This window comes from Amycolatopsis sp. N2S4-7 (assembly GCF_058119595.1).
The window spans coordinates 2,657,261-2,677,097 of record NZ_CP172299.1 but is presented as its reverse complement, the minus strand read 5'-3'; the positions used below and the strand labels follow the sequence as shown (position 1 = coordinate 2,677,097).

At 70.5% G+C, this 19,837-nt stretch carries 18 protein-coding genes and 2 pseudogenes; 10 read left to right on the top strand and 10 right to left on the bottom strand.

Annotated features, from left to right (window positions below; all coding sequences use genetic code 11):
* The first annotated feature begins 203 nt into the window (after positions 1 to 203).
* The gene (locus ACH54P_RS12345) at positions 204 to 2,501 is read left to right on the top strand and encodes an Orn/Lys/Arg family decarboxylase (protein WP_489912509.1); all 2,298 of its coding nucleotides are present in this window, start codon (positions 204 to 206) and stop codon (positions 2,499 to 2,501) included.
* A 176-nt stretch (positions 2,502 to 2,677) separates the two neighbouring features.
* On the opposite strand, the gene ACH54P_RS12340 is transcribed toward ACH54P_RS12345, so the two are convergent.
* Entirely contained in the window at positions 2,678 to 3,568 is an 891-nt protein-coding gene (locus tag ACH54P_RS12340; protein WP_489912508.1) for an AraC family transcriptional regulator, read from the bottom strand.
* Between the two features lie 181 nt (positions 3,569 to 3,749).
* On the opposite strand from ACH54P_RS12340, the gene ACH54P_RS12335 reads away from it, so the two are divergent.
* Together ACH54P_RS12335 and ACH54P_RS12330 are read left to right on the top strand one after the other, a co-directional pair.
* The gene (locus ACH54P_RS12335) at positions 3,750 to 4,823 is read left to right on the top strand and encodes an aldo/keto reductase (protein WP_489912507.1); all 1,074 of its coding nucleotides are present in this window, start codon (positions 3,750 to 3,752) and stop codon (positions 4,821 to 4,823) included.
* A 177-nt stretch (positions 4,824 to 5,000) separates the two neighbouring features.
* A complete protein-coding gene (locus tag ACH54P_RS12330) occupies positions 5,001 to 6,662 on the top strand; it encodes a CocE/NonD family hydrolase (protein ID WP_489912506.1) in 1,662 nt (553 codons plus the stop codon).
* 524 nt (positions 6,663 to 7,186) lie between these two features.
* On the opposite strand, the gene ACH54P_RS12325 is transcribed toward ACH54P_RS12330, so the two are convergent.
* On the bottom strand, positions 7,187 to 7,921 hold the full coding sequence (locus tag ACH54P_RS12325) for an SDR family oxidoreductase (protein WP_489912505.1): 735 nt from the start codon (positions 7,919 to 7,921) through the stop codon (positions 7,187 to 7,189).
* A gap of 90 nt (positions 7,922 to 8,011) precedes the next feature.
* On the opposite strand from ACH54P_RS12325, the gene ACH54P_RS12320 reads away from it, so the two are divergent.
* Positions 8,012 to 8,860: a LysR family transcriptional regulator gene (locus ACH54P_RS12320; protein ID WP_489912504.1), complete on the top strand. Its 849-nt coding sequence runs from the start codon at positions 8,012 to 8,014 to the stop codon at positions 8,858 to 8,860.
* A gap of 28 nt (positions 8,861 to 8,888) precedes the next feature.
* Here ACH54P_RS12320 and ACH54P_RS12315 read toward each other — a convergent pair whose 3' ends face one another.
* The 3 genes and pseudogenes from ACH54P_RS12315 to ACH54P_RS12305 form a co-directional block, all read right to left on the bottom strand.
* Positions 8,889 to 10,250 (bottom strand): FAD-dependent monooxygenase, encoded by a 1,362-nt coding sequence (locus ACH54P_RS12315; protein WP_489912503.1) that lies wholly within the window; start codon positions 10,248 to 10,250, stop codon positions 8,889 to 8,891.
* Positions 10,251 to 10,283: 33 nt separating this feature from the next.
* Entirely contained in the window at positions 10,284 to 10,751 is a 468-nt protein-coding gene (locus ACH54P_RS12310; protein ID WP_489912502.1) for an alpha/beta fold hydrolase, read from the bottom strand.
* Positions 10,752 to 10,836: 85 nt separating this feature from the next.
* A pseudogene (locus ACH54P_RS12305) lies at positions 10,837 to 11,004 on the bottom strand (alpha/beta fold hydrolase); the annotation flags it as partial.
* On the opposite strand from ACH54P_RS12305, the gene ACH54P_RS12300 reads away from it, so the two are divergent.
* Positions 10,958 to 11,509, top strand: coding sequence for a TetR/AcrR family transcriptional regulator (locus ACH54P_RS12300; RefSeq protein ID WP_489912501.1), 552 nt, complete (start codon positions 10,958 to 10,960; stop codon positions 11,507 to 11,509). The pseudogene ACH54P_RS12305 and the gene ACH54P_RS12300 sit on opposite strands and share 47 nt — an antisense overlap.
* 116 nt (positions 11,510 to 11,625) lie before the next feature.
* Here ACH54P_RS12300 and ACH54P_RS12295 read toward each other — a convergent pair whose 3' ends face one another.
* The 3 genes from ACH54P_RS12295 to ACH54P_RS12285 are packed head-to-tail and all read right to left on the bottom strand — an operon-like array spanning position 11,626 to position 14,991.
* A complete protein-coding gene (locus ACH54P_RS12295) occupies positions 11,626 to 12,924 on the bottom strand; it encodes an NAD(P)/FAD-dependent oxidoreductase (RefSeq protein ID WP_489912500.1) in 1,299 nt (432 codons plus the stop codon).
* Positions 12,914 to 13,768 (bottom strand): alpha/beta hydrolase, encoded by an 855-nt coding sequence (locus ACH54P_RS12290; RefSeq protein ID WP_489912499.1) that lies wholly within the window; start codon positions 13,766 to 13,768, stop codon positions 12,914 to 12,916. The genes ACH54P_RS12295 and ACH54P_RS12290 overlap by 11 nt, the downstream gene beginning before the upstream one ends.
* Positions 13,765 to 14,991: a metal-dependent hydrolase family protein gene (locus tag ACH54P_RS12285; protein ID WP_489916404.1), complete on the bottom strand. Its 1,227-nt coding sequence runs from the start codon at positions 14,989 to 14,991 to the stop codon at positions 13,765 to 13,767. Before ACH54P_RS12285 ends, ACH54P_RS12290 begins: the two co-directional genes overlap by 4 nt.
* An 80-nt stretch (positions 14,992 to 15,071) precedes the next feature.
* Here ACH54P_RS12285 and ACH54P_RS12280 point away from each other — a divergent pair, with 80 nt between their 5' ends.
* The gene (locus tag ACH54P_RS12280) at positions 15,072 to 15,662 is read left to right on the top strand and encodes a TetR/AcrR family transcriptional regulator (RefSeq protein ID WP_489912498.1); all 591 of its coding nucleotides are present in this window, start codon (positions 15,072 to 15,074) and stop codon (positions 15,660 to 15,662) included.
* 119 nt (positions 15,663 to 15,781) lie between these two features.
* A complete protein-coding gene (locus ACH54P_RS12275; protein WP_489912497.1) occupies positions 15,782 to 16,462 on the top strand; it encodes a hypothetical protein in 681 nt (226 codons plus the stop codon).
* Positions 16,463 to 16,517: 55 nt separating this feature from the next.
* Here the strand turns inward: ACH54P_RS12275 and ACH54P_RS12270 are convergent, their stop codons facing one another.
* A complete protein-coding gene (locus ACH54P_RS12270) occupies positions 16,518 to 17,774 on the bottom strand; it encodes an MFS transporter (RefSeq protein ID WP_489912496.1) in 1,257 nt (418 codons plus the stop codon).
* Positions 17,775 to 17,827: 53 nt separating this feature from the next.
* Between ACH54P_RS12270 and ACH54P_RS12265 the strand changes: the two are divergent.
* Both ACH54P_RS12265 and ACH54P_RS12260 read left to right on the top strand, forming a co-directional pair.
* Positions 17,828 to 17,974 (top strand): annotated as a pseudogene (locus ACH54P_RS12265) (AraC family ligand binding domain-containing protein); the annotation flags it as partial.
* A 361-nt stretch (positions 17,975 to 18,335) separates the two neighbouring features.
* Positions 18,336 to 18,566 (top strand): helix-turn-helix domain-containing protein, encoded by a 231-nt coding sequence (locus ACH54P_RS12260; RefSeq protein WP_489916402.1) that lies wholly within the window; start codon positions 18,336 to 18,338, stop codon positions 18,564 to 18,566.
* 3 nt (positions 18,567 to 18,569) lie between these two features.
* Here the strand turns inward: ACH54P_RS12260 and ACH54P_RS12255 are convergent, their stop codons facing one another.
* Positions 18,570 to 18,917 carry a nuclear transport factor 2 family protein gene (locus ACH54P_RS12255; protein ID WP_489912495.1) on the bottom strand — a complete coding sequence of 116 codons (348 nt, stop codon included), beginning with the start codon at positions 18,915 to 18,917 and terminating at the stop codon, positions 18,570 to 18,572.
* 56 nt (positions 18,918 to 18,973) lie between these two features.
* On the opposite strand from ACH54P_RS12255, the gene ACH54P_RS12250 reads away from it, so the two are divergent.
* Entirely contained in the window at positions 18,974 to 19,795 is an 822-nt protein-coding gene (locus ACH54P_RS12250) for a MerR family transcriptional regulator (protein WP_489912494.1), read from the top strand.
* The last annotated feature ends 42 nt before the right edge of the window (positions 19,796 to 19,837 follow it).

Genomic DNA, 19,837 nt, shown 5'->3' with positions numbered 1-19,837 from the left:
GGGCCCACCGGGGCCACGAACCAGTGACGGTCCCGATCACATTCCGTCGACTAACTCGGACGAGGAAAAAACCGGTCACCGGGAGCCACAATCACCCGGCTTCTCCTCAAAAGAGGTACGCGGAAGCAAGCCTTCGGCCGATCGACGCCCTAGCCGGACACCGCTATATCTGGGTGAGCGCAGTTCGGCGGAGGGACTTCACTGTGGCTGGTTCGACGATTTTGCTGGCGCTGGACGACATCCCGCCGGACTCGGTGCTCGACGCCCAGCTGACGCGGATCTGCGAGCACCTCGCCGCGGACGGGCACGACGTCCTGCGTGCCGGTACCGACGACGACGCGCTCGCCCTCGTGCGGAGCCGGGCCGACCTCACCGCCGCCCTGGTGAGCTGGGACCTCCGCGACGAGGACCGGGAGGCGTCCGCCGAAGCCGTGCTGAACGCGCTGAGGGGCCGGTTCACCCGGCTCCCGGTCTTCCTGGTGACCACATCGACCTCGGTGGACGACCTGCCGTTGTGGGTTTCGGAAGTGATCTGCGGATACGTGTGGCTGCTGGAGGACACGCCGGGGTTCATCGCCGGCCGGATCGGCGTGGCGGCGCGGCGCTACCGCGACGAAATGCTGCCGCCGTTCTTCCGGGAACTGCGCCGCTTCGACGACACCCACGAATACTCCTGGCACACCCCCGCCCACGCCGGCGGCGTGGCGTTCCTGAAGTCCCCGGTCGGGCGGGCGTTGTTCGACTACTACGGCGAACGGCTGTTCCGCACCGACCTGTCCATTTCCGTGGCCGAACTCGGCTCGTTGTTCGAGCACACCGGCCCGATCGGCGACGCCGAGCGCAACGCCGCCCGCATTTTCGGCGCCGACCTGACCTACTTCGTGCTGCACGGCGATTCCACCGGCGACCGCATCGCGCTGCACGCGAGCATCGCCACCGACGAGCTGGTCCTCGTCGACCGCAACTGCCACAAGGCGATCTACCACGGGTTGACCTTGACCGGCGGCCGCCCCGTCTACCTCGTGCCCACCCGCAACGGCTACGGGCTGATGGGCCCGATCCCGCCCGCCGCGCTGAGTCGTGAATCGGTCGCCGGCCTCGTGCCGGGCAGCCCGCTCGCAGCCGAAGCCGCCACGCCGGACCCGGTGTACGCGGTGATCACCAACTCGACCTACGACGGCCTGTGCTACGACGCGGTTCGCGTCGCCGAGCTGCTGGGTGCCAGCGTGCCCCGGCTGCACCTGGACGAAGCGTGGTTCGCCTACGCCCGGTTCCACCCGCTCTACGCTCGCCGGTACGGCATGGCGGTGGACTCCGCCGCGGTGCCCGACGCCGTCCGGCCGACCGTCTTCAGCACCCAGTCCACCCACAAGCTGCTCGCCGCGATCTCCCAGAGCGCGATGCTGCACGTGAAGAACTCGCCCCGCTCGCCGGTCGAGCACCGGCAGTTCAACGAGACGTTCATGATGCACGCCACCACCTCGCCGCTGTACCCGATGATCGCCGGGCTCGACGTCGCCGCCGCCATGATGGACGGACCGGGCGGCCGGTGGCTGGTCGACGAGGCCGTCACCGAAGCCATCCAGTTCCGGCAGGCGGTGGCCCGCATCGGCCGCCGCATCGCCGCCGCCGGTGACCGCCCCGCCTGGTTCTTCGGCACCTGGCAGCCGGACGAGGTCGACAACCCACGAACCGGGCAGCGGTATCCCTTCGCGGACGCGCCGCTGGATCTGCTGCGCAGCGAACCCGCGTGCTGGAGCCTCGAGCCCGGCGCGGCCTGGCACGGGTTCCCGGACCTGGAAGAGGGCTACTGCCTGCTCGACCCGGTCAAGGTCAGCGTCACGTGCCCGGGCACCGACGCCCGCGGCACCGCGGCGGAGCAGGGCATCCCGGCGCGGATCCTCACCGCCTACCTCGAGACCCGGCGCATCGTCGTCGAGAAGACCGACGCCTACACCTGCTTGATCCTCTTCTCCATGGGCATCACCAAGGGCAAATGGGGCACCCTCATCGACGGGCTCCTCGACTTCAAGTCGCTCTACGACACCGGCGCGCGCCTCACCGACGTCCTCCCGGCACTGGTCGAAGACCACCCCAGCCGCTACGCCGGTCTCACGCTGCGGGACCTGTGCGACCAAATGCACGCACAGCTCCGCAAGAGCGACCTCATCCCGCTGCTCGACGCGGCGTTCACCCACCCACCGCGCCCCGAACTGACCCCCGCCCAGACCTACCAGCGGCTGCTGCGCGGCGGCACCGAACCCGTCCGCCTCGCCGAACTCGCCCACCGCACGGTCGCCACCCAGGTCGTCACCACCCCACCAGGCATCCCGGTCCTCATGCCCGGGGAGAACGCCGGCGGCCACGAGGAGCCGACCCTGCGCTACCTGCGCGCCCTCGAGGACTTCGACCGGCAGTTCCCCGGCTTCCCCAGCGAAACCCACGGCGTCACCAGGGATCGCGGCGGCGACTACTGGATCACCTGCCTCCGCACCGGGTGACAGTCACGGAAATCCACCCGCGAAGCCCCGGGCCGGGGAGCAGTTCGGGTCCGCTCGGGTATGCGCACGATCGCCGATGGCGGTTGTGGCGCGACAAGGCGGTCCCTGATGGACCATGAACGCGGCGGGGCGCGCAGGCGGTGCCCGGCTGGTTCGTGCGGCACCTGCCGGGTCGGCTATTCGCGGACGATCACCGCTGACTGGAGCCGGAGCGCGTCCTGCCCCGGTGGGGCGCCGAACATCCGCCGGTACTCGCGGCTGAACTGCGACGAACTGTCGTAACCGACCGCGTGGCCGATCGCCGCGACGTCGTGCGGTGCCGCGATGAGTTCCATCCTGGCCTTCTGCAGCCGGATCTGCTTCTGGTACTGGAGCGGGCTCATCGCGGTGACGGCGCGGAAGTGCCGGTTGAGGGAAGAGGTGCTGGTGCCGATGGCGGAGGCGAGTTCGTCGATGTGGATGACGCGGTCGTAGCGCGCGCGAACCCATTCGATCGCGCGCGCGACGAGCGCGAGCCGGCTGTCGGCCAGGCCCGCCTGCCTCATCAAAGCGGCGTGCGGACCGTTCAACAACCGCCAGTGGATTTCGCGCCGTACGCCGGCGCCCAGGACCTTCTGGTCGCGCGGGTCGTCGAACAGCCGGAGCAGCCGGACCAGCGAGTCGAGCAGCTCGTCGTCCGCGTCGCTGATCGCCATCCCCGATCCGTCGTGCGGGCCGGCCGCGACCGGGCCGCAGTCGATCAGCAGCTCCGCGATCGTCGCGGGCCGCAGGCGCAGGCCGAGCGTGAGGAACGGCCTGCGCGGGCTGGCTTCGATGATCTGGGAGATCAGCGGCAGGTCGACGGTGAAGACGGCGGCCTGGCCGGGGTGGTGCGCGAAGACGCGGTCGCCGAGCGCCGACCGCTTCGCGCCCTGCACGACGAGGACGAGCATGGGTTCGGTCACCGAGCTCATCGGTTCCGTGACGTGCGCGGCGGTGAACACCAGCACGTCGCCGAGCCAGGCCGGATGCAGGTCGTCGCCGGCCAACCGCGTGATGCGGCGTCCGAGCTCCGCGAGGTGACTCACCGGTCGAGTGAAGCACAGCCGCGGTGCGCCGGTCCATCCCCACGATCGGGGCGAAGTTGAGCGGATCGTGCATCGAGTCGAGCGCATCGATCTAGGTGATCGACGTCGGCGGGGGTTCACTGGCGGGAGCGGGGAAATGGCCTCGCCGGTGTCCCACCGTCCAGCATCGCGGAGGTCCACAGTGTCCCTCGACGACTACGTCACCCTCGGCCGATCAGGTCTTCGGGTCAGCCCACTCACCCTGGGCACGATGACGTTCGGAGAAGATTGGGGCTGGGGTGCGAGCCCGGACGAATCGAAGAAGATCCTCGAGGCCTATGTGGACCGCGGCGGCAACTCGATCGACACCGCGAACCTCTACACCAACGGCCACGCGGAACACATCATCGGGGAATTCCTCGCCGAGCGGCCGGGGCTGCGCGAGCGGCTCGTGCTCGCCACCAAGTTCTTCGGCAACCTGTACGAGAACGACCCGAACGGCGGCGGACCCAGCCGCAAGGCGATCGTGCAACAGCTCGAAAACTCGTTGCGCCGCCTCCGGACGGACTACGTCGACCTCTACTGGCTGCACAACTTCGACCCCGCCACGCCGGTCGAGGAGACCCTGCGCGCGCTCGACGACCTCGTCAGCGCGGGCAAGATCCGCTACGTCGGGTTCTCGGACGTCCCGGCTTGGGCGACCGCCGAAGCGGCCACGATCGCGCGGCTGCGTGGCTGGGCTCCGGTGATCGCCCTGCAGCTGGAGTACTCCCTGCTCGAACGGACCTCGGAGGGTGAGCTGATCCCGATGGCCCAGGCCATGGGCATGGGCGTGCTGCCGTGGTCGCCGCTGAAGGGCGGGTTCCTGTCCGGCAAGTACTCGAGCGCCACGAAGACCGGCGTCGACACCACGCGGGCGCGGATGCCCGGCGACGCCGAGCTGGTCGTGATCGACGCGCTCAACGCCGTCGCCGCGGAAGCCGGTGTCCCGGCTGCGCAAGCCGCCCTGTCCTGGGCTCTGGGGCGGCCCGGGATCAGCTCCGTGGTGATCGGTGCGCGCCGGATGAACCAGTTCGAGACGAACCTCGGTGCCTTGGCGGTGACGCTGGGCGAAGCCCACCGTGCCGCGCTGGACGAGGTGTCGGCTCCGAAGCTCAATTTCCCCGCCGAAAACAACGCGGTGCTGGCGCCGAGCCTGCAGTTCGCGGGAGCCACCGTCGACGGCCGCCCGTCGACGGTGTCTCCGTTGCTTCGCGCTGCCAAGACCCGTTACTGACCGCCGTGTCCGGTGGGAACGGGTCTTGGCGGCACGATTCGCAGGCAGGACGGCACTCGTCACCGGTGGTGGTTCGGACATCGGTCGCGCGATCGCGCTCGAGTTCGCGCCGCTGCGGATCCGGGCGACGCACTGCGCCCCCCCCCGGCCCGCCCCGACGAAGACCAAGGAGATCCCATGCGCAGCGGTAAGCCACTCGGAACTGTCCAACGCCTGGTGGGTGCGGCCGCCGGGCGGCTGTGGCGGCTCCCGGCCCGGCGCAACCCGGTACGGGTGGAGCGGAAGATCCCGGTGCTGATGCGGGACGGCGTCACCCTGCTCGCCGAGCACTACATCCCGGTGACCACCGAGCCCGTCCCGACCATCCTGGTCCGCTGCCCGTACGGCCGCGGATTCCCCTACGCGCTGCTGTCGGCTCAGCTCTACGCCGAACGCGGCTACCACGTCCTGTTCCAAAGCACGCGTGGCACCTTCGGCTCCGGGGGCACCTTCGTTCCCGGCGTCAACGAAGCCGACGACGCCCAGGACACCGTCGCGTGGCTCCGCACCCAGGACTGGTTCGACGGACGCCTCGCCACCGCCGGCGGCAGCTACCTGGGCTTCACGCAGTGGGCGCTGGCGATGGATCCGCCGCCCGAGCTGAAGGCGATGGTCGTCATGATCGGCGTGCACGACCTCGCCGACGCCGCCTACCAGCAGGGCCCGCTCGACCTCTTCACCATGCTCAGCTGGGCCGATCTCCTTTCCCACCAGGAAACCGCCGGCCCGGTCGCCGGTCTGATCCGGATGGTGCGCGCCGAACACCGGCTGCGCGGCGCACTGGACAGGCTGCCGCTGCGCGGCTCGATGAACGGCCTGGGCGGGAAGGGCGCGCCCTGGTACGACGACTGGATCGACCACCCCGACGTGCGCGATCCCTACTGGGAGCCGTTCCGGGTCACCGGCGCGCTGACGCGGACCACGGTCCCCACCCTGCTGATCGGTGGCTGGCACGACTACTTCCTCAACCAGACGCTGCAGCAGTACCGGACCCTGCGGGCGCGCGACGTCGAGGTCGCGCTGACCATCGGCCCGTGGACGCACCTCACCGTCGACAACAAGGTCTCGATGCCGCAGGCGATCTCGTGGCTGGACACCCACGTCGCGGGCCGCACCGCCGCGACCCGCAGTGCACCGGTCCAGGTGTTCGTCGGGGGCGCCGGGGAATGGCAGCGGCACCGGAGCTGGCCGCCCGAAGACACGACATCGACCCCGTGGTACCTGGGGGCGGCGCGGCAGCTCACCCCGGCGCCGCCCGCCGACGGTACGGGGACCACGCGGTTGCGCTACGACCCGGCGGATCCGACGCCGTCGGTCGGGGGACGGCTCATGGCTCCCAGCGGCGGAGCCCGGGACAACCGGAAGCTGGAGCAGCGCGCCGACGTGCTCACGTTCACGACCGCACCGCTGACCGCCTCCGTCGAAGTGCACGGGCAGCCGGTCGTGGAGCTGCACCTGGCGTCCGACCACGCCCACGCCGACCTCTTCGCGCGCGTCTGCGACGTCGATCCCGCGGGTCGTTCGATCAACGTCACCGACCGGATCATCCGGTGCGCCGAGGCGGACGCGACGCCCGGCGAAGTCCGCAGGGTCGCGATCACGCTCGACCCCACGGCACACCGGTTCGCGGCCGGGCACCGCATCCGGCTGCAGATCTCGGGCGGTGCGTTCCCGCGATTCGCCCGCAACCCCGGCACGGGGGAAGCCCCCGGGACGGCGACGGCGCTCAAGCCGGTGACGCACACCGTGCACCACAACGCGGCCGGCCCGTCGAACATCGCGCTGCCGGTGGTGAAGTAGCCGGCGCGGTCAGCCGCGGAGGAAGTCCAGCGCCTGCCGGACGAACAGCTCGTGGTCCAGGAACCCCGGCCCGGTCGGCAGGACCAGGCGGCTCCGCACGTCCCGCAGCCCACGTCCGGCTCAACGCCGACGGCACCGCCCTGGTCCAGTCCGCGACCAGCGACATGGGGCCCGGCACGTACACCTCCAGGTCGCCGCCGACGCTCTCGGCCTCACCATGGGCACCGTCCAGTTCCGGCTCGGCGACTCCCTCATGCCACCGACCCCGCCCCACGGCGGCTCCATGACCATGGCCAGCGTCGGCTCCGCATCACCGTCCGCAAAGGACGGATGCAGGCGAAGAACGATCCCACGCGCGGGGAAACCTGCCGCCAGGTGCTGAGCCGTGCCCGCCGCGAGCCTCGAAGTGATCGGTTCCTGGGCACCGCCGGAGCATCAACGCGACCGGACGACGCATTCGTGAGTTTCCGATCACCGCCGAGGCATTGCGGCGGTCGGCCACCACGCGGACGCGGCCGGCCGGGTCACCAGGGGATGGTGCCGTCGTCGTTGAAGAAGGAGCCGGTCGGTCCGCCGTCGGGCAGTGTGGCGAGACGAATCGCGGTGGCCGCGGCCTCTTGGGGCGGACGCCCTCGGAAGCCGGAGAAATCGGTCGCGACCAGGCCCGGGCAGGCGGCGTTGATGAGGATGTCCGTGCCGGTGAACTGTCGCGCGTACTGCACGGTGACGGCGTTGAGGTACGACTTCGTCGGCGCGTAGGCCGCCATGACCGGGCCGGCTTCGATGTCCGGGTCCGCCTGCAAGGTCACCGACCCGACGCTGCTGGAGATGTTGACGATCCGCGGCGACGCTGCGCGCCGCACGAACGGCAGCATCGCGTTGGTCACCCGGATCACTCCGTAGACGTTGGTCTCCACGACCTTGCGAACGACGTCGAGGTCGAGCGTGGCCGGATCCTGCGTCCATCCCGGTCCCATCTCTCCGGAGATGGCGGCGTTGTTGACCAGCGCGTCCAGGCGACCGCCCTGACGTTCGACAAGGACCGCGGCCTCGGTGACGCTGCGGTCACTGGTGACGTCCAGCGGGACCGCGAACGCGTCCACCCCGGCGGCGCGCAGCGTCTTCACGGCCGCCTCGCCCCGGGCCTCGTCGCGGGCACCCACCGCCACGCGGTAGCCCCTGGCACCCAGCCCTGCGGCGATCTCGTATCCGAGTCCTTTGTTCGCGCCGGTCACCAACGCGAGCTTCTTGTCGCTCATGACCTTGATCCTGCCCACCGGCGAGGGTCTCCCAACACCGATCAGGTGCGCTGTCATACCCGCCCGGTATCACCGCAGTATCGTGATGCGGTGGACACGCTGGAGACCCGCGAGCTGAGGTACTTCGTCACCGTCGCCGAGGAACTGCACTTCAGCCGGGCAGCCGAGCGCCTCGGCATCGCTCAGCCGCCCTTGTCCCGGGCGATCCAGCAGCTCGAACGGCGTCTCGGTGTCACCTTGCTCGAACGCAACCGCCGCGGCGTCACCCTCACCAACGCAGGCCGGGTACTGCTCGACGAGGCCCGGGCCATCCTCGAGGCAACCGCCGCGGCCGCCCGGCGCACCCGCCGCGCCGCGTCCTCCACGAGCCGCCTGACGCTGGCGACGAAGGCCGGCGCGAACCACGAGCTGTTGCGGATGCTTCTCGATGCCCACGCCGCCGAATCCGACGCAGCCGAGATCGAGGTGCTGCTGTGCGGAATGGGAGAACAGGCGCCGATGTTGCGAGACGGCCGCGCCGACGTGGCGCTCATGCAGCGACCCTTCCACGACCTCGCCGGGTTCGACACCGAAGACCTGCTCACCGAGGAGCAGGTCGCCATCCTGCCCGCGAGGCACCCCCTCGCCACGCGCACGTCTCTGACCATGGCTGACATCAGCGATCTGGCGGATCTGCCGATCGCCCGCTGGCCGTGCGACGACGGCGCTTACCCGCCCGGCCCGGGCCCCGAGATCCACGACCAGTCGCAGCTGGCGCAGCTGATCGCCCTCGGACACACCGTCGCCGTCACGAACGCCTCCGCCCGATCTTGGCTGTGGAGCGCACACGCCGCCGTTCCCCTGACCGGCGCACCTCCCGTCACCACCGTTCTCGCCTGGCCTGCGCACAGCCGCTCCATGGCCGTCGCCAGGCTCGTCCGGACGGCAGCCCACCTGTAGCCAAGATCCTTCAAGACTCCTCGCGCGATCAGTGCTCGTGGTGCCCGTGCGGGGGTCGAGCCGGGGGAAGCGTCGAACGCAGTGGTTGCGCGAGTGCCTGGACGACGGGTGCGGACAGCGCCGGCGTCGGTGCCGCTCGCACGCGGCGGGGGTTCGGCCGCCCTCGCCACCAGAAGGTGTACAACGGCGTCCGCTTCCAGTTGGCCGGGAGTACGGCCGTGTCTACCTCCCGGCTGGGCCCCGGACCACTCGGCAGCCGGGCCCCGGCGGGCGTGCTATCGGCCCGCCGCGACCGGCTGGAGCAGCGGTTCCGTGCCACGATCGCGTCCTGGGTGGGTGGCACGAGAAGCGTGCCACCACCCTCGACCGTGCCCTGGGCGAATTCGGCATAAGGCCGTTGGCGGGCCTCGTAGCGCCGGAACGCCGTGACGTGATCTCCCTCCGCGCGCTCGAGTTCCTCGGCGAGGAACTGGGCCCCGGTCATCGCCAGGGACGTGCCCCGCCCCGCAAGGGGGGATGCGCAGTGGGCGGCGTCGCCCACGAGCGCGACGCGGCCCCGGTGCCAGGCGGGCAGGTGGATCTGGCTGACCGAATCGAAGTAGAGGTCGGGATCGGCGCGCACCGCGTCGAGGATCGTCCCGACCTTCCACGAACGGCACTCGGCGAACTGGTCGAACAGGATCTTCTTCTGCGCTTCGACGTCGCGGTGGTCGTAGTCGAGGGGATGCGACGCGAACATCAGCAGACCGATGGCTTTGTCCTTGAACCGGGCGATGCCGGCCAGGTGCCCGGGGTAGCTGTACATGGGGTTGATCCGCTCGGCTTCGGCGTCGGCCTCGCCGGGCATGTCGGTGATGGCGACGTAGAGACCGAGATGCCGGAGCCAATCCCGCTCCGGACCGAACACGAGCCGCCGCACCGCCGAGTGCACACCGTCGGCGCCGAGGACGAGGTCGAAGCCTTCCGAGCTGCCGGAAGCGAAGCCGGCATCCACGCGGTCGTCGTGCTCGGCGATCGCGGTCACCGACTCGCTCAGGCGCAGCTCCACGGTTCCGGGCAGCGCGTCGGCCAGGATCCGGGCCAGATCCTCGCGGGCGATCTCGATGTCGTCGGGCGAATCGCCGATGTCGTCGGGCAACCGGCCGATGGCCGCGCCGTTCTCGTCGACGAAATGCACCTGCTCGGTCATGCGGATACGCGCGTCGCGGATCGCGGTCAGGATGCCCATCTTCTCGGCGACCTCGATCGCGTCGCCGCGGACGTCGATGGGCGAACCGTTGCCCCGGAGCCGATCGGCCCGCTCGACGATCGTGACCTGATGACCTCGCGTCCCGAGGTCGCGGCCGAGGGAGAGGCCGGCGACGCCCGCGCCGGAGACAAGTATTTTCATGCGTTCTCCACAAAAGCAACGATGAGTCAGGGACTATGACCGCGACGGGTGGGCGAGCACGAAATCGCGGAGCAGCCGGGCGGTTTCCCGGGCGAACTCCATCGTGATTCCGTGACGTGCCCCCGGAATCACCGCCGGCCTCGCCCCGGGGATCGCGTCGGCGATCTTCCGTCCGATCGCGGGCCCGGCCGCGGGATCGTCCTCGCCGTAGATGAGCAGGGTGGGCGCCGTGATCCCGGGCAGGTGTCCGGTGAGGTCGAAACCGGGGATCGCGGCCAGTCGCCGCGCATCCGCTTCCGGTGAGCGGTGGACCAATATCGACCGGAGTCCGGCCACCGGCTTTTCGTCCGCTTGCCCGCGTTCGGACAGGGCGAAGGCGAGCATCCGCTGATCGCGGTGCGACGGCGACAGCTCGACGATCTTGGACGCCACGGGTGCTTGCAGGGCCGAGGCGTCGGAGAAGGTGGCGCCGACCGTCAGCGACTGCACGACGTCGGGCACCGATACCGCGACCTGCAGGGCGATGAAGCCCGCCGAAGGAGGATCCGAAGAGGTGCGCTCGTTCGTATCCGAGTCCCCTGATGAGCGCGGCGCAGTCTTCGGCGAGGTCGGGGATGCCGTAGGGGGCGGGCGGGTTGACCGACGCTCCGGAATCGCGCTGGTCGTAGGCGATCGCCCGGACGCCGTCACCGAGCAGGGGCCGGAACGTGTCGTACTGGACGTGGGTGCTTTCGCCGCCGTGCAGCAGGATCATCGCCCGGAACGGCGTGGCCGGCCTGCGCTACGAGGAGATCGCCGAACTCGCCGGCGTCAACAAGAACAGCGTCTACCGCAACTGGCCGGACCGCGCCCGGCTGGTCAGCGACGCGCTGCTGCAGTACGCGGAGGAGTCCGCGCCTCTTCACGACTCCGGCGACCTTCGCCGCGATCTGGTCGACTTCTTGATGGTGTTCTCCGAGCGGCTGTCGAGCTCGATCGGCCGGGCCCTGGCGCAGGCCGCCATCGCGGCTCCCGGCAACACGGATCTCGACGAGGCGGTGCGGGTCGCTTACGACCAACGGCTCGCCACCGCCCGAAAGCGATTCGACAGCGCCGTCGACAACGGAGAGATTCCCCCTGTCGACAGCTACTTCCTCACCGAACTGCTGTCCGGGCCGGTGTACCTCTACATCAACCGGCGACGCCGCCCCTTCACCCGCGAGGTGGCCGAGAAGATCGTCGACGTCGTCCTGGCCGGCATCCACGCCACCACGCTTTAGACGGGTCCACCGCGCTCCGGCCGGTGCGGGCGTCCGCGCCCCGAGACAGAGCTGGATCCCGTTCCTCCCGGCTCCGGGCTCTGCGGCATGCTGCCGCGCGCCCGGACGCAACGCCTTCAGCCCAGCACCGTGCCCGAGTTCGCGGTGTTTCGGTTGCGCTTGCGGGAGAACGCACCCAGGTCGATCTCCAGGCCGGTGCGCGGGGCCCGGAACCGGACGGGCACTGAGTCGTGGTCGACGCCGTTCTCCACCTGGTTGATCAGCTCCGTCATCAGCTGCCCCACGACCGGCGCGTTCTTGAACTGGTTGCCGCTCGTGCCGATCGCGACGTAGAAGCCCTCGAGTTCGGTGCGGTCGTAGATCGGCGTCCAATCGTCGGCGACGTCGTACACGCCCACCACGCCGCGCGCCCGGTTGGGCACCGCCAGACCGGGCAACCGCCGCGCGGCCCGCGTCACCTGAGCCTCGAAGACCGCGGCCGTCGGGTGGATGCCGACGGCGTCGGGGTCGTCGGTCCACGGCATCGGATCACACTCCGGTTCCGTTCCGCCGACGAGCAGGTCCCCTCCTGCTTCACCGCGGAAATAGGTGCCCAGATCCATGTCCGCCACCACCGGCCCGCCGTAGCCCTCCCGGACCGGCACGTGCGCTACTTCCTGCCTCATCGGGCGCACCCCGACCGTGAAGCCGGAACCCACGCCGGCCAACCGGTTCACCGCGCCCGACCACGGACCGGCCGCGTTGACCACGACGGCACAGGGAATCCGGGTGCCGTCCGACAGCCGCACCGACGTCACCCGCCCGCCGGCCTCCTCCACCGCTGCCACCGTGCTGCGGAAGCGGAATTCCGCCCCGCACGCCGAGGCCGCGGCGGCGAGGTTCACGGCGGCGAGGCCCGGGTCCGAGACGTAACCGGCGTCCGGGGTGTACACGCCACCGAGCGAGTCTTTCGCGTCCTCCCAGAATTCCTCGTCGTCGAGCCGCTTCGGCGGCCAATAGCGGCCGGCGTCGATGCCGGGAACGCGCTCGGCCAAGGTCGCGCTGTCCCATTCCTCGTAAGGGACACCGATCTCGTCGAACAACGGAAGCCACGACGAACGCGGAGCCGCCTCGACGTCCAGCATGACCAGCCCGCTCTTGCGGAACACCGCGAGGTCGCCGACCTCGTGCCCGAGGTGGCCGGCCCAGTCGAGCCAGCCGAAGTGCGCCTCCCACGCCGTCGCCACCCCGGCGGTGGTGGAGAAGTTGAACCGGACGATCGCACTCGAGGCCGAGGTCGACCCCTGGCCGGCCCCCGCGGCCCGGTCGAGCACGATCACCCGGTGCCCCGCCCGCGCCAGCTCGAGGGCGATCGACGCACCGATCACCCCTGCCCCGATCACGACCACATCGGCACTCGGGCGCTCACCGGGCACGGCAGGTCCTGAGGTAGCTGAGGAACGAGGCCTGCAGGCCGGTCACGTGCGTTTCGCGCAGGACCGCGCTGGTGACGGCTGCGCCGCGGGCGGTCAGGCGGTGCAGGACGGTGGCCGCGTTCTTCGTGAGGTTCTGGTAGACGGCCAGGTCTCCGAGGAGCTCCCGGTCGTTGACGGTCAGGTGGAGCTTGGCGGCAGGCAGGCGGTCACCCGATTTTTCGAGCATCGCGAAGACTTGGCTGTCTTCGCTGACGACACCGGGGCTGCCCGCTCCGATGCTCTCGAAGAGCGTGCTCCCGGTGAGCCAGGTGTAGAGACTGAAAAGTCCGCCGTAGGAGTAGCCGAAGAGGCCGTGACCGCTCGCGGCGGTGCCGAAGTCGCGTTCGATCCGCGGGTGCAGTTCCGCGGTGAGGAAGCCCAGGAACGCGTCGGCCTGGGTGTCTTTCAATTCGGCGAGGTAGGCGTCGGCGTCTTCGCGGGTCCTCGCGCCCGCTTGAACTCCCATCTCCACGGCATCGATGAACTCCTGGGCGATGGGCTCGCCGGGTGGCACGAGATCTCGGTTGCGCAGCCGCGCCCAGTGCTGGGCTTCTTCGCCCGCATAGCCGACGCTGACCTGGATGTAGGGCTCGATCTGCTGCATGGGGTCCAGCTGGGTGACGATGAGCGGCGCCGTCATGCCCACGGTCCAGTTGCCGTCGAGCACGTAGACGGCCGGCGCTTGCGTCGTGGCGGGGTCGTAGCCCGGTGGCGTGGTGACCCAGACGCCGTAGTCGTGCCCTCCGCTGGAACGCAGCTCGAAGTAGTCGGTGTCGGCGAGGCAGCCCTGCCACATGGTGCTCATCGGAGGTCCTTCACAACTCGGCCGGCCTGGAGAACGAGGACGGCATTGGCGGGATCAGCGAACAGCTCCGGATCTTCGACCGGGTTGCCGTTCCACAACACGAGGTCTGCCTGCGCGCCGGGAGCGATGACCCCGGCTTGGCCGGACAGGCCGAGGATTTCGGCGTTGGTCTTGGTGGCCGCCACGAGAGCTTCCATCGGTGTTTCGAGCTTTGCGCGCAGCTTGAGCTCTTCGCCTCGGCGGTGCTGAGCCGGGCCGATGAGATCGGAACCCAGCCCGATCCGCACGCCGGCCTCCTTGGCGACGGCGAGCGCTTCGGTCATCCGCTCACGAACACCCAGCACCCGTTCGCGGGTCGATGCGTCGAGGCCCGCTCCGGCGGTGTCGTGCAGCAGCTGCTCGACGACGGCGAACGTGGGCACGAGGGCCACCCCGCGAGCAGCCATCAGGGCGGCCGTGGATTCGTCGAGGTCGGTGCCGTGCTCGACGCAGCGCGCCCCGGCCTCGACCGCGTTCCGGATGCCGTCGTTGTTGTGGGCGTGCACCGTCACGTAGGTGCCCCGCGCCGCGGCTTCCTGGACGGCGACGGCGATCTCCTCGACGGTGAACTGGGTGTCGGTCAGCCGGTCGTGCGCGCCGACCACTCCGCCGGTCACGCAGAGCTTCAGGAAGGAGGCTCCGCGACGGAAGGCCTCGCGCACGTTGTGCCGCAGCTCGTCGGCGTTGCCGGACATCGTGGACAGGGCGCACAGGCCGGGCAGGTGGTGGCTGCTCCACAGCTCGGTGGGTTCCCAGTCGGCTCCGTAATAGCCGTGCCCGCCGAGCTGGCACTGAACCGGTCCGCACGACAGGACGCGCGGCCCCCTGACCTTGCCCTTCGCGATCGTGGTGACGAGGCCGCCGTCGACCCCGCCGGTGTCCCGGACGGTGGTGAAGCCGGCGTCGAGCGTCGCGCCGGCCGTGCCGAAGATGTCCGCCGCGAGCTCGGCGGCGCTGATCCGGAACGAGAACTGCGGCTGGATCGGGCTCGACAAGCCCAAGTGGACGTGAGCGTCGATCAGGCCGGGCGTCATCGTCAGGCCACCGGCATCGAGGCGCTCGCCGCGTGCGCCGGAGGCACCGACCTGGGTGATGTGCCCGTCTTCGATGCTGACGTCGACGTCGACCGGGTCGCGACCCGATCCGTCGACGACCGTCGCGCCGACCACTTGACACCGTTCCACGAATCGTTCCCTCCGCCGGCGCCGGCTGCGACCATGTGTGAGCAACGCGGCCCTTCTTTTCCAATGGATAAACTGTGGGAGTGATCCTGTCAAGCACGGAACGCGGCGGAGACGCACGCGAGCGTCTCCTGGTCCGGCTTCTCGACGCCTTCGAGGAGGGTCTTCCCTCGCCCGAGGTGTCGCTGCGTGAGATAGCCGCCAGGGCCGAGACCAGCCACGCCCTCTTGCGCTACCACTTCGGGTCACTCCCGGGCGTCTTGGCGGCCATGCTCAAGGCGCAGCGATCCCGTGACAACGAGGTACTGCTCGAGGCCGCCCGGCACGGCACCTTCGACGACCTCGTCGTGGCGATCTGGCGGGCCTACACCCGCCCGGAGCAGCTGTCGCGGGTCCGTGGCTTCTTCCATGTCGTAGGACTGGCCGCGTACAGCCCGGAGGACTTCCGTGAGTTCATCGACTCACTCGACGACCTGACCAAGATGCTCGCCTCGCTCGCGGAACGGGAAGGGCTCGGCGCCAAGGAAGCGATGACTTTGGCCACTGTCACGATTGCCGCGATGCGTGGCCTGCTCCTGCAGGAGGTTCTGGCGCCGACAGCCCACTCGGAGGACGCGGTCGCCTTCATCCTGCGCATGAACCAACCCGGTCCACGGACACGCCCGGGACCTTGAACGGGGACCCGCCTTTGGAGGGCCTTCACTGGTCTCATCCGGTGCTGATTTGAGCGTTCGCTCAAATCAGCGTAACCTTTGAGCGAACGCTCAAAAGCCGGTGTTCGCGGGGGGCCGTGATGTCCGATGACACTCGAGTCGATGTCGAACCTGTCGCGTGGTGGCGGCGAGGCCTGATCGGGCTGGCGGTGTTGACCGCGGCCGGCGCCGCGGCGTGGGCGATCGCGGGTGCGGCCCCTGACCTGCTGGTGTTCTATGCGGGCTTTGTCGCAGTTCCCTTGGCAGCACTGTTCTTCACGCGTGACGGCCGCCGGTTTCGCTTGGCGTGCACCGTCCTGGGCCTGGGCCTGCTCGTGGTCGGCGTGCTCTTCGCGCTGCTCGGCGTGTTCATCTATGCTCCCGCGGGCTTGGTGGTGCTGACCGCGGGATGGGCCGAACGCCGGCGGACGGTGCTGTCGGGGACGACGTCGCTGGTGATCGCCGTGCTGTCGCTGGTCTGCTGGACAATCGCGGACGTCCAGGCGTTTCGTCCGGCCGACGCCTTCGTCGTGCAGTTCGACGAGCACGGCTACGCGGAGAACAAGGACGCCCTGACGCCGCTGCCGATCGATCCGCCGCCCTTCGGCCGGGGAGCTACCGGCGTCAGCACCGGCAGAACCCGCGCCGGGCCCGCGTGGTGGGTCTTCTCCCGGCCCGACCTGTCCGCACGGGACAGGGCAGCACTGGAGGACTACCTTCGTGGCCTGCCCGCGGTGGTGTCGGTCGTGCCGTGCGGGCCGCCTCCGTGGGGTTGCAGGTAGACCATGTCCGCTCCGCCAGGTGAGCCGTTCTTCCCGCTCGACGCGAAATTCCCCGTTATTCCTCGGCCCGGTCCTTGCCCGGCGTGTACTGCCAGAACGACCTTGCCAGGACCGCGCCGGTCAGGACGAATACCGCGCACGTCAGAGCGGTCGCCGACCAGGCCACGGCGAGGGGGAGCGCCGAGGCCATGATCCCGGCGCGGAGGTCGCCGAGGCGGGGACCGCCGGTGACGACGACGGTGTACACGCCCTGCAGCCGGCCGCGCATCCGGTCGGGGACGGCGGTCTGCAGGATCGTCTGCCGGTACACCGCGCTGACGAGGTCGGCCGCGCCGGCGACGATGAGCAGCGTGACCGCGAGCCACAGGGTGGGGGCGAGCCCGGCCAGCGCGACGGCTCCGGCCCAGACCACCACCGCCGCGGTGAGGGCGGCGCCTTGGCGCCGCACCCGGCCGATCCAGCCGCTGGACAGCCCGGCGAGCACCGAGCCGATCGCGATGGCGGAGTAAAGCAGGCCGATTCCGCCGTGCCACCGCGTCTCGGCGGCTTCGGGGAACAGAGCGGTCGGCATGGCCAGCACCATGGCGGCGATGTCGACCAGGAAGGACATCAGCAGGACCTGGCGGCCGGCGAGGAAACGCAGGCCGTCGAAGACCGAGCGCAATCCGGGGCGGCCGAGGGGCGCCGCCGGAGGCAGGGCCGGGAGCCGGAAGGTGGCGTAGAGCGCGGCGGTGAACAACACCGCGTCGGCGCCGTAGGCGTAGCAGAATCCGTTCGGGAGTCCGAGGAGGACGCCCGCGACGAGGGGGCCCAGTACCTGTCCGACCGTCGAGGCCGTGTAGTTCAGCGAGTTGGCCGCGGGCACCAGATCCGGGGTGACCAGGGCCGGCACGATGGCGCCGCGGACCGCGGACGACACGGCGAAACCGCCGGACTGCACCGCGACGAGCGCGAGGATCAGCGGCGCCGACCGGAGCCCGGCCACCGCCTGGGCGAACAACGCGAGCGTGACCGCCCAGGTGAGCGCCGAGGAGACCAGGTACAGGCGTCGCCGGTCCACGGCGTCGGCCATCGCGCCGCCGTAGAGCCCGAACACCAGGATCGGGACGAGCCCGGCCAGCCCGGCGAGACCGACGTCGAACGACGAGTGCGAGAGGTCGTAGAGCTGCACCGGCACGGCGACTTCGGTCACCATCGTCCCGACCACCGCGGCGCCTTGACCGAGGAACGTCCGGCGGAACACGGGATTCGCCAGCGGGCGGGTGTCCACGGCGATCCGGCGGAGGCGGTTCTTCGGCGCGCTGGTCGTCATGCGCTCACGTTCGCAGCCGCCGCCGGGCGGCACTTCCGATAATCTGTCGATCAGTGTCAGAAAACCGCCACCGGCACGCGGCCGGGCACGTCATCGAGCGGCACCGGCACGACGAGCACCAGCTGGTGTACGTCATCCGGGGCGTGCTCGCGGTCCGCACCGACCGCGGCGCGTGGGTCGCCTGCGCCGACCGCGCCGTCTGGATGCCCGCCGGCACCTGGCACGAACACCGCGTCTACGGCGCTTCCGAGGTGCTCACACTGATGTTCCCGAGCCACGACGCGCCGCTGGACGGCAGCGCGCCCTCGGTCATCGCCGTCAGCGCGCTGCTGCGCGAACTCCTCATCGCCGCCACCGAACCCGGCCTCGGCGCCGCCGAGGCCGCCCGGCTCCACCTCGTGCTCCGCGACCGCCTCCGCCGCGCCCACGACCAGCCGCTGACCCTGCCCGTGGCCCGCGACCCCCGCTTGGCCCACGCGTGCCGGCTCGTCACCGAAGACCTCAGCCGGCCCCGCACGACGGCGTGGCTGGCCCGCCGCACCGGGACCAGCGAGCGCACGGCTGTCCCGGCTGTTCCGCGTCGAGTTCGGGACCACCTATCCGCAGTGGCGCACCACGACCCGCGTGTTCCACGCGATGATCCAGCTCGCGGAGGGAGCCAGCGTCACCCAGACCGCGCACCGGTGCGGCTGGTCCACGCCGAGCGCGTTCGTCGAAACGTTTACCCGCACCATGGGGCGGACACCCGGCACCTACCGGGCCACGGAGCCCCGGCGTCAGGCCGCTCCCTGATCTTCACGGCTCGATCACCAGTCCGGCGATGTGATCACCGTCCAAGGTGAACCGGAACCGCAGGTCGGCGACTCCGCCGGGGAAGTCGCCCTCGAGGTGGTGCACGGCGACGTAGTGCCGGTCGTCGACGCGGTGGGCCGCGACGAGCGTCGTGGTGTAGGTGTACTCGCTCGCGGCGCGGGCGAGCCAGTCGCGGATCTCCCGCTTGCCGTGGTGGGTGCGGCCCTCGTCGGTGACGACGGCGTCCTCGGTGTAGCAGGCCAGCGCCGGGTCCAGGTCGCGGGCCTGGTGGGCGGCCAGGTAGCCGGTGATCACTGCGGGCAGTTCACGGGTGTCGATCGCTTCACTCATGTCGTCCACCGTGGGGTCTCTCCCGGGGAGAGGGTCAAGCGGTGCACAGTGGAGGGGTGTTCCGTGGATTGACGATCGGCGAGTTCGCGCAGCTGACGCACCTGAGTGTGCGGACCCTGCGCCGGTACCACGAGTCCGGCCTGCTGGAGCCCGCTTCGATCGACCCCGCCAGCGGCTACCGGTACTACACCGCCGGCCAGATCCCGGCCGCGCAGGTCATCCACCGGCTGCGGGAGCTGGACGTGCCGCTGGCCGACGTGGCCAAGATCCTCGCGACCGAGGACGCGGCGGAGCGCGCGGACCTGGTCGCCGGCCACCTGCGGCGGCTGGAGGAGGAGCTCGAGCGGACCCGGGCCGCGGTGGTCTCCCTGCAGCGGCTCCTGTCTCCCGTGTCTCCCGAGGACGCCGGACTGGACGTCGAGCTCCGCTCGGTGGCGGCGAGGACGGTCGCGGCGGTCGAAGACGTCGTCGACCAGGAGGACGTGCTGTCGTGGTTCGACCGGGCGATGGCCGAGCTCGACGCCGCGATCGCCGGCCTGCCTCCGCTCGGTCCGCCGGGTGGCCGCTACGCCAACGAGCTGTTCACCGGCGGCCGGGGCGCGGTCCTGGTCCACCGGTCCGTCGCCGACCCGCCGGCCCGGGGACGGGTGCGGCCGGTGGAGTTGCCGCCCGCCGAACTCGCCGTCGTCGTCCACCACGGACCCCACGACGACATCGACGTCACCTACGGCCGGCTCGGCGCCTGGGTGGTCGACCACGCCCTCACGGTGGACGGTCCCGTCCACGAAACGTATGTGGTCGGCCCGCGCGACAATCCGGACCCCTCGACGTGGCGAACGGAGATCGGCTGGCCCGTGTTCCGGCTCGCGTCGCGCTGAGGGTGGACCGTTCTGCGCCAGGCAGTCCGGAGAGCTTCGAGT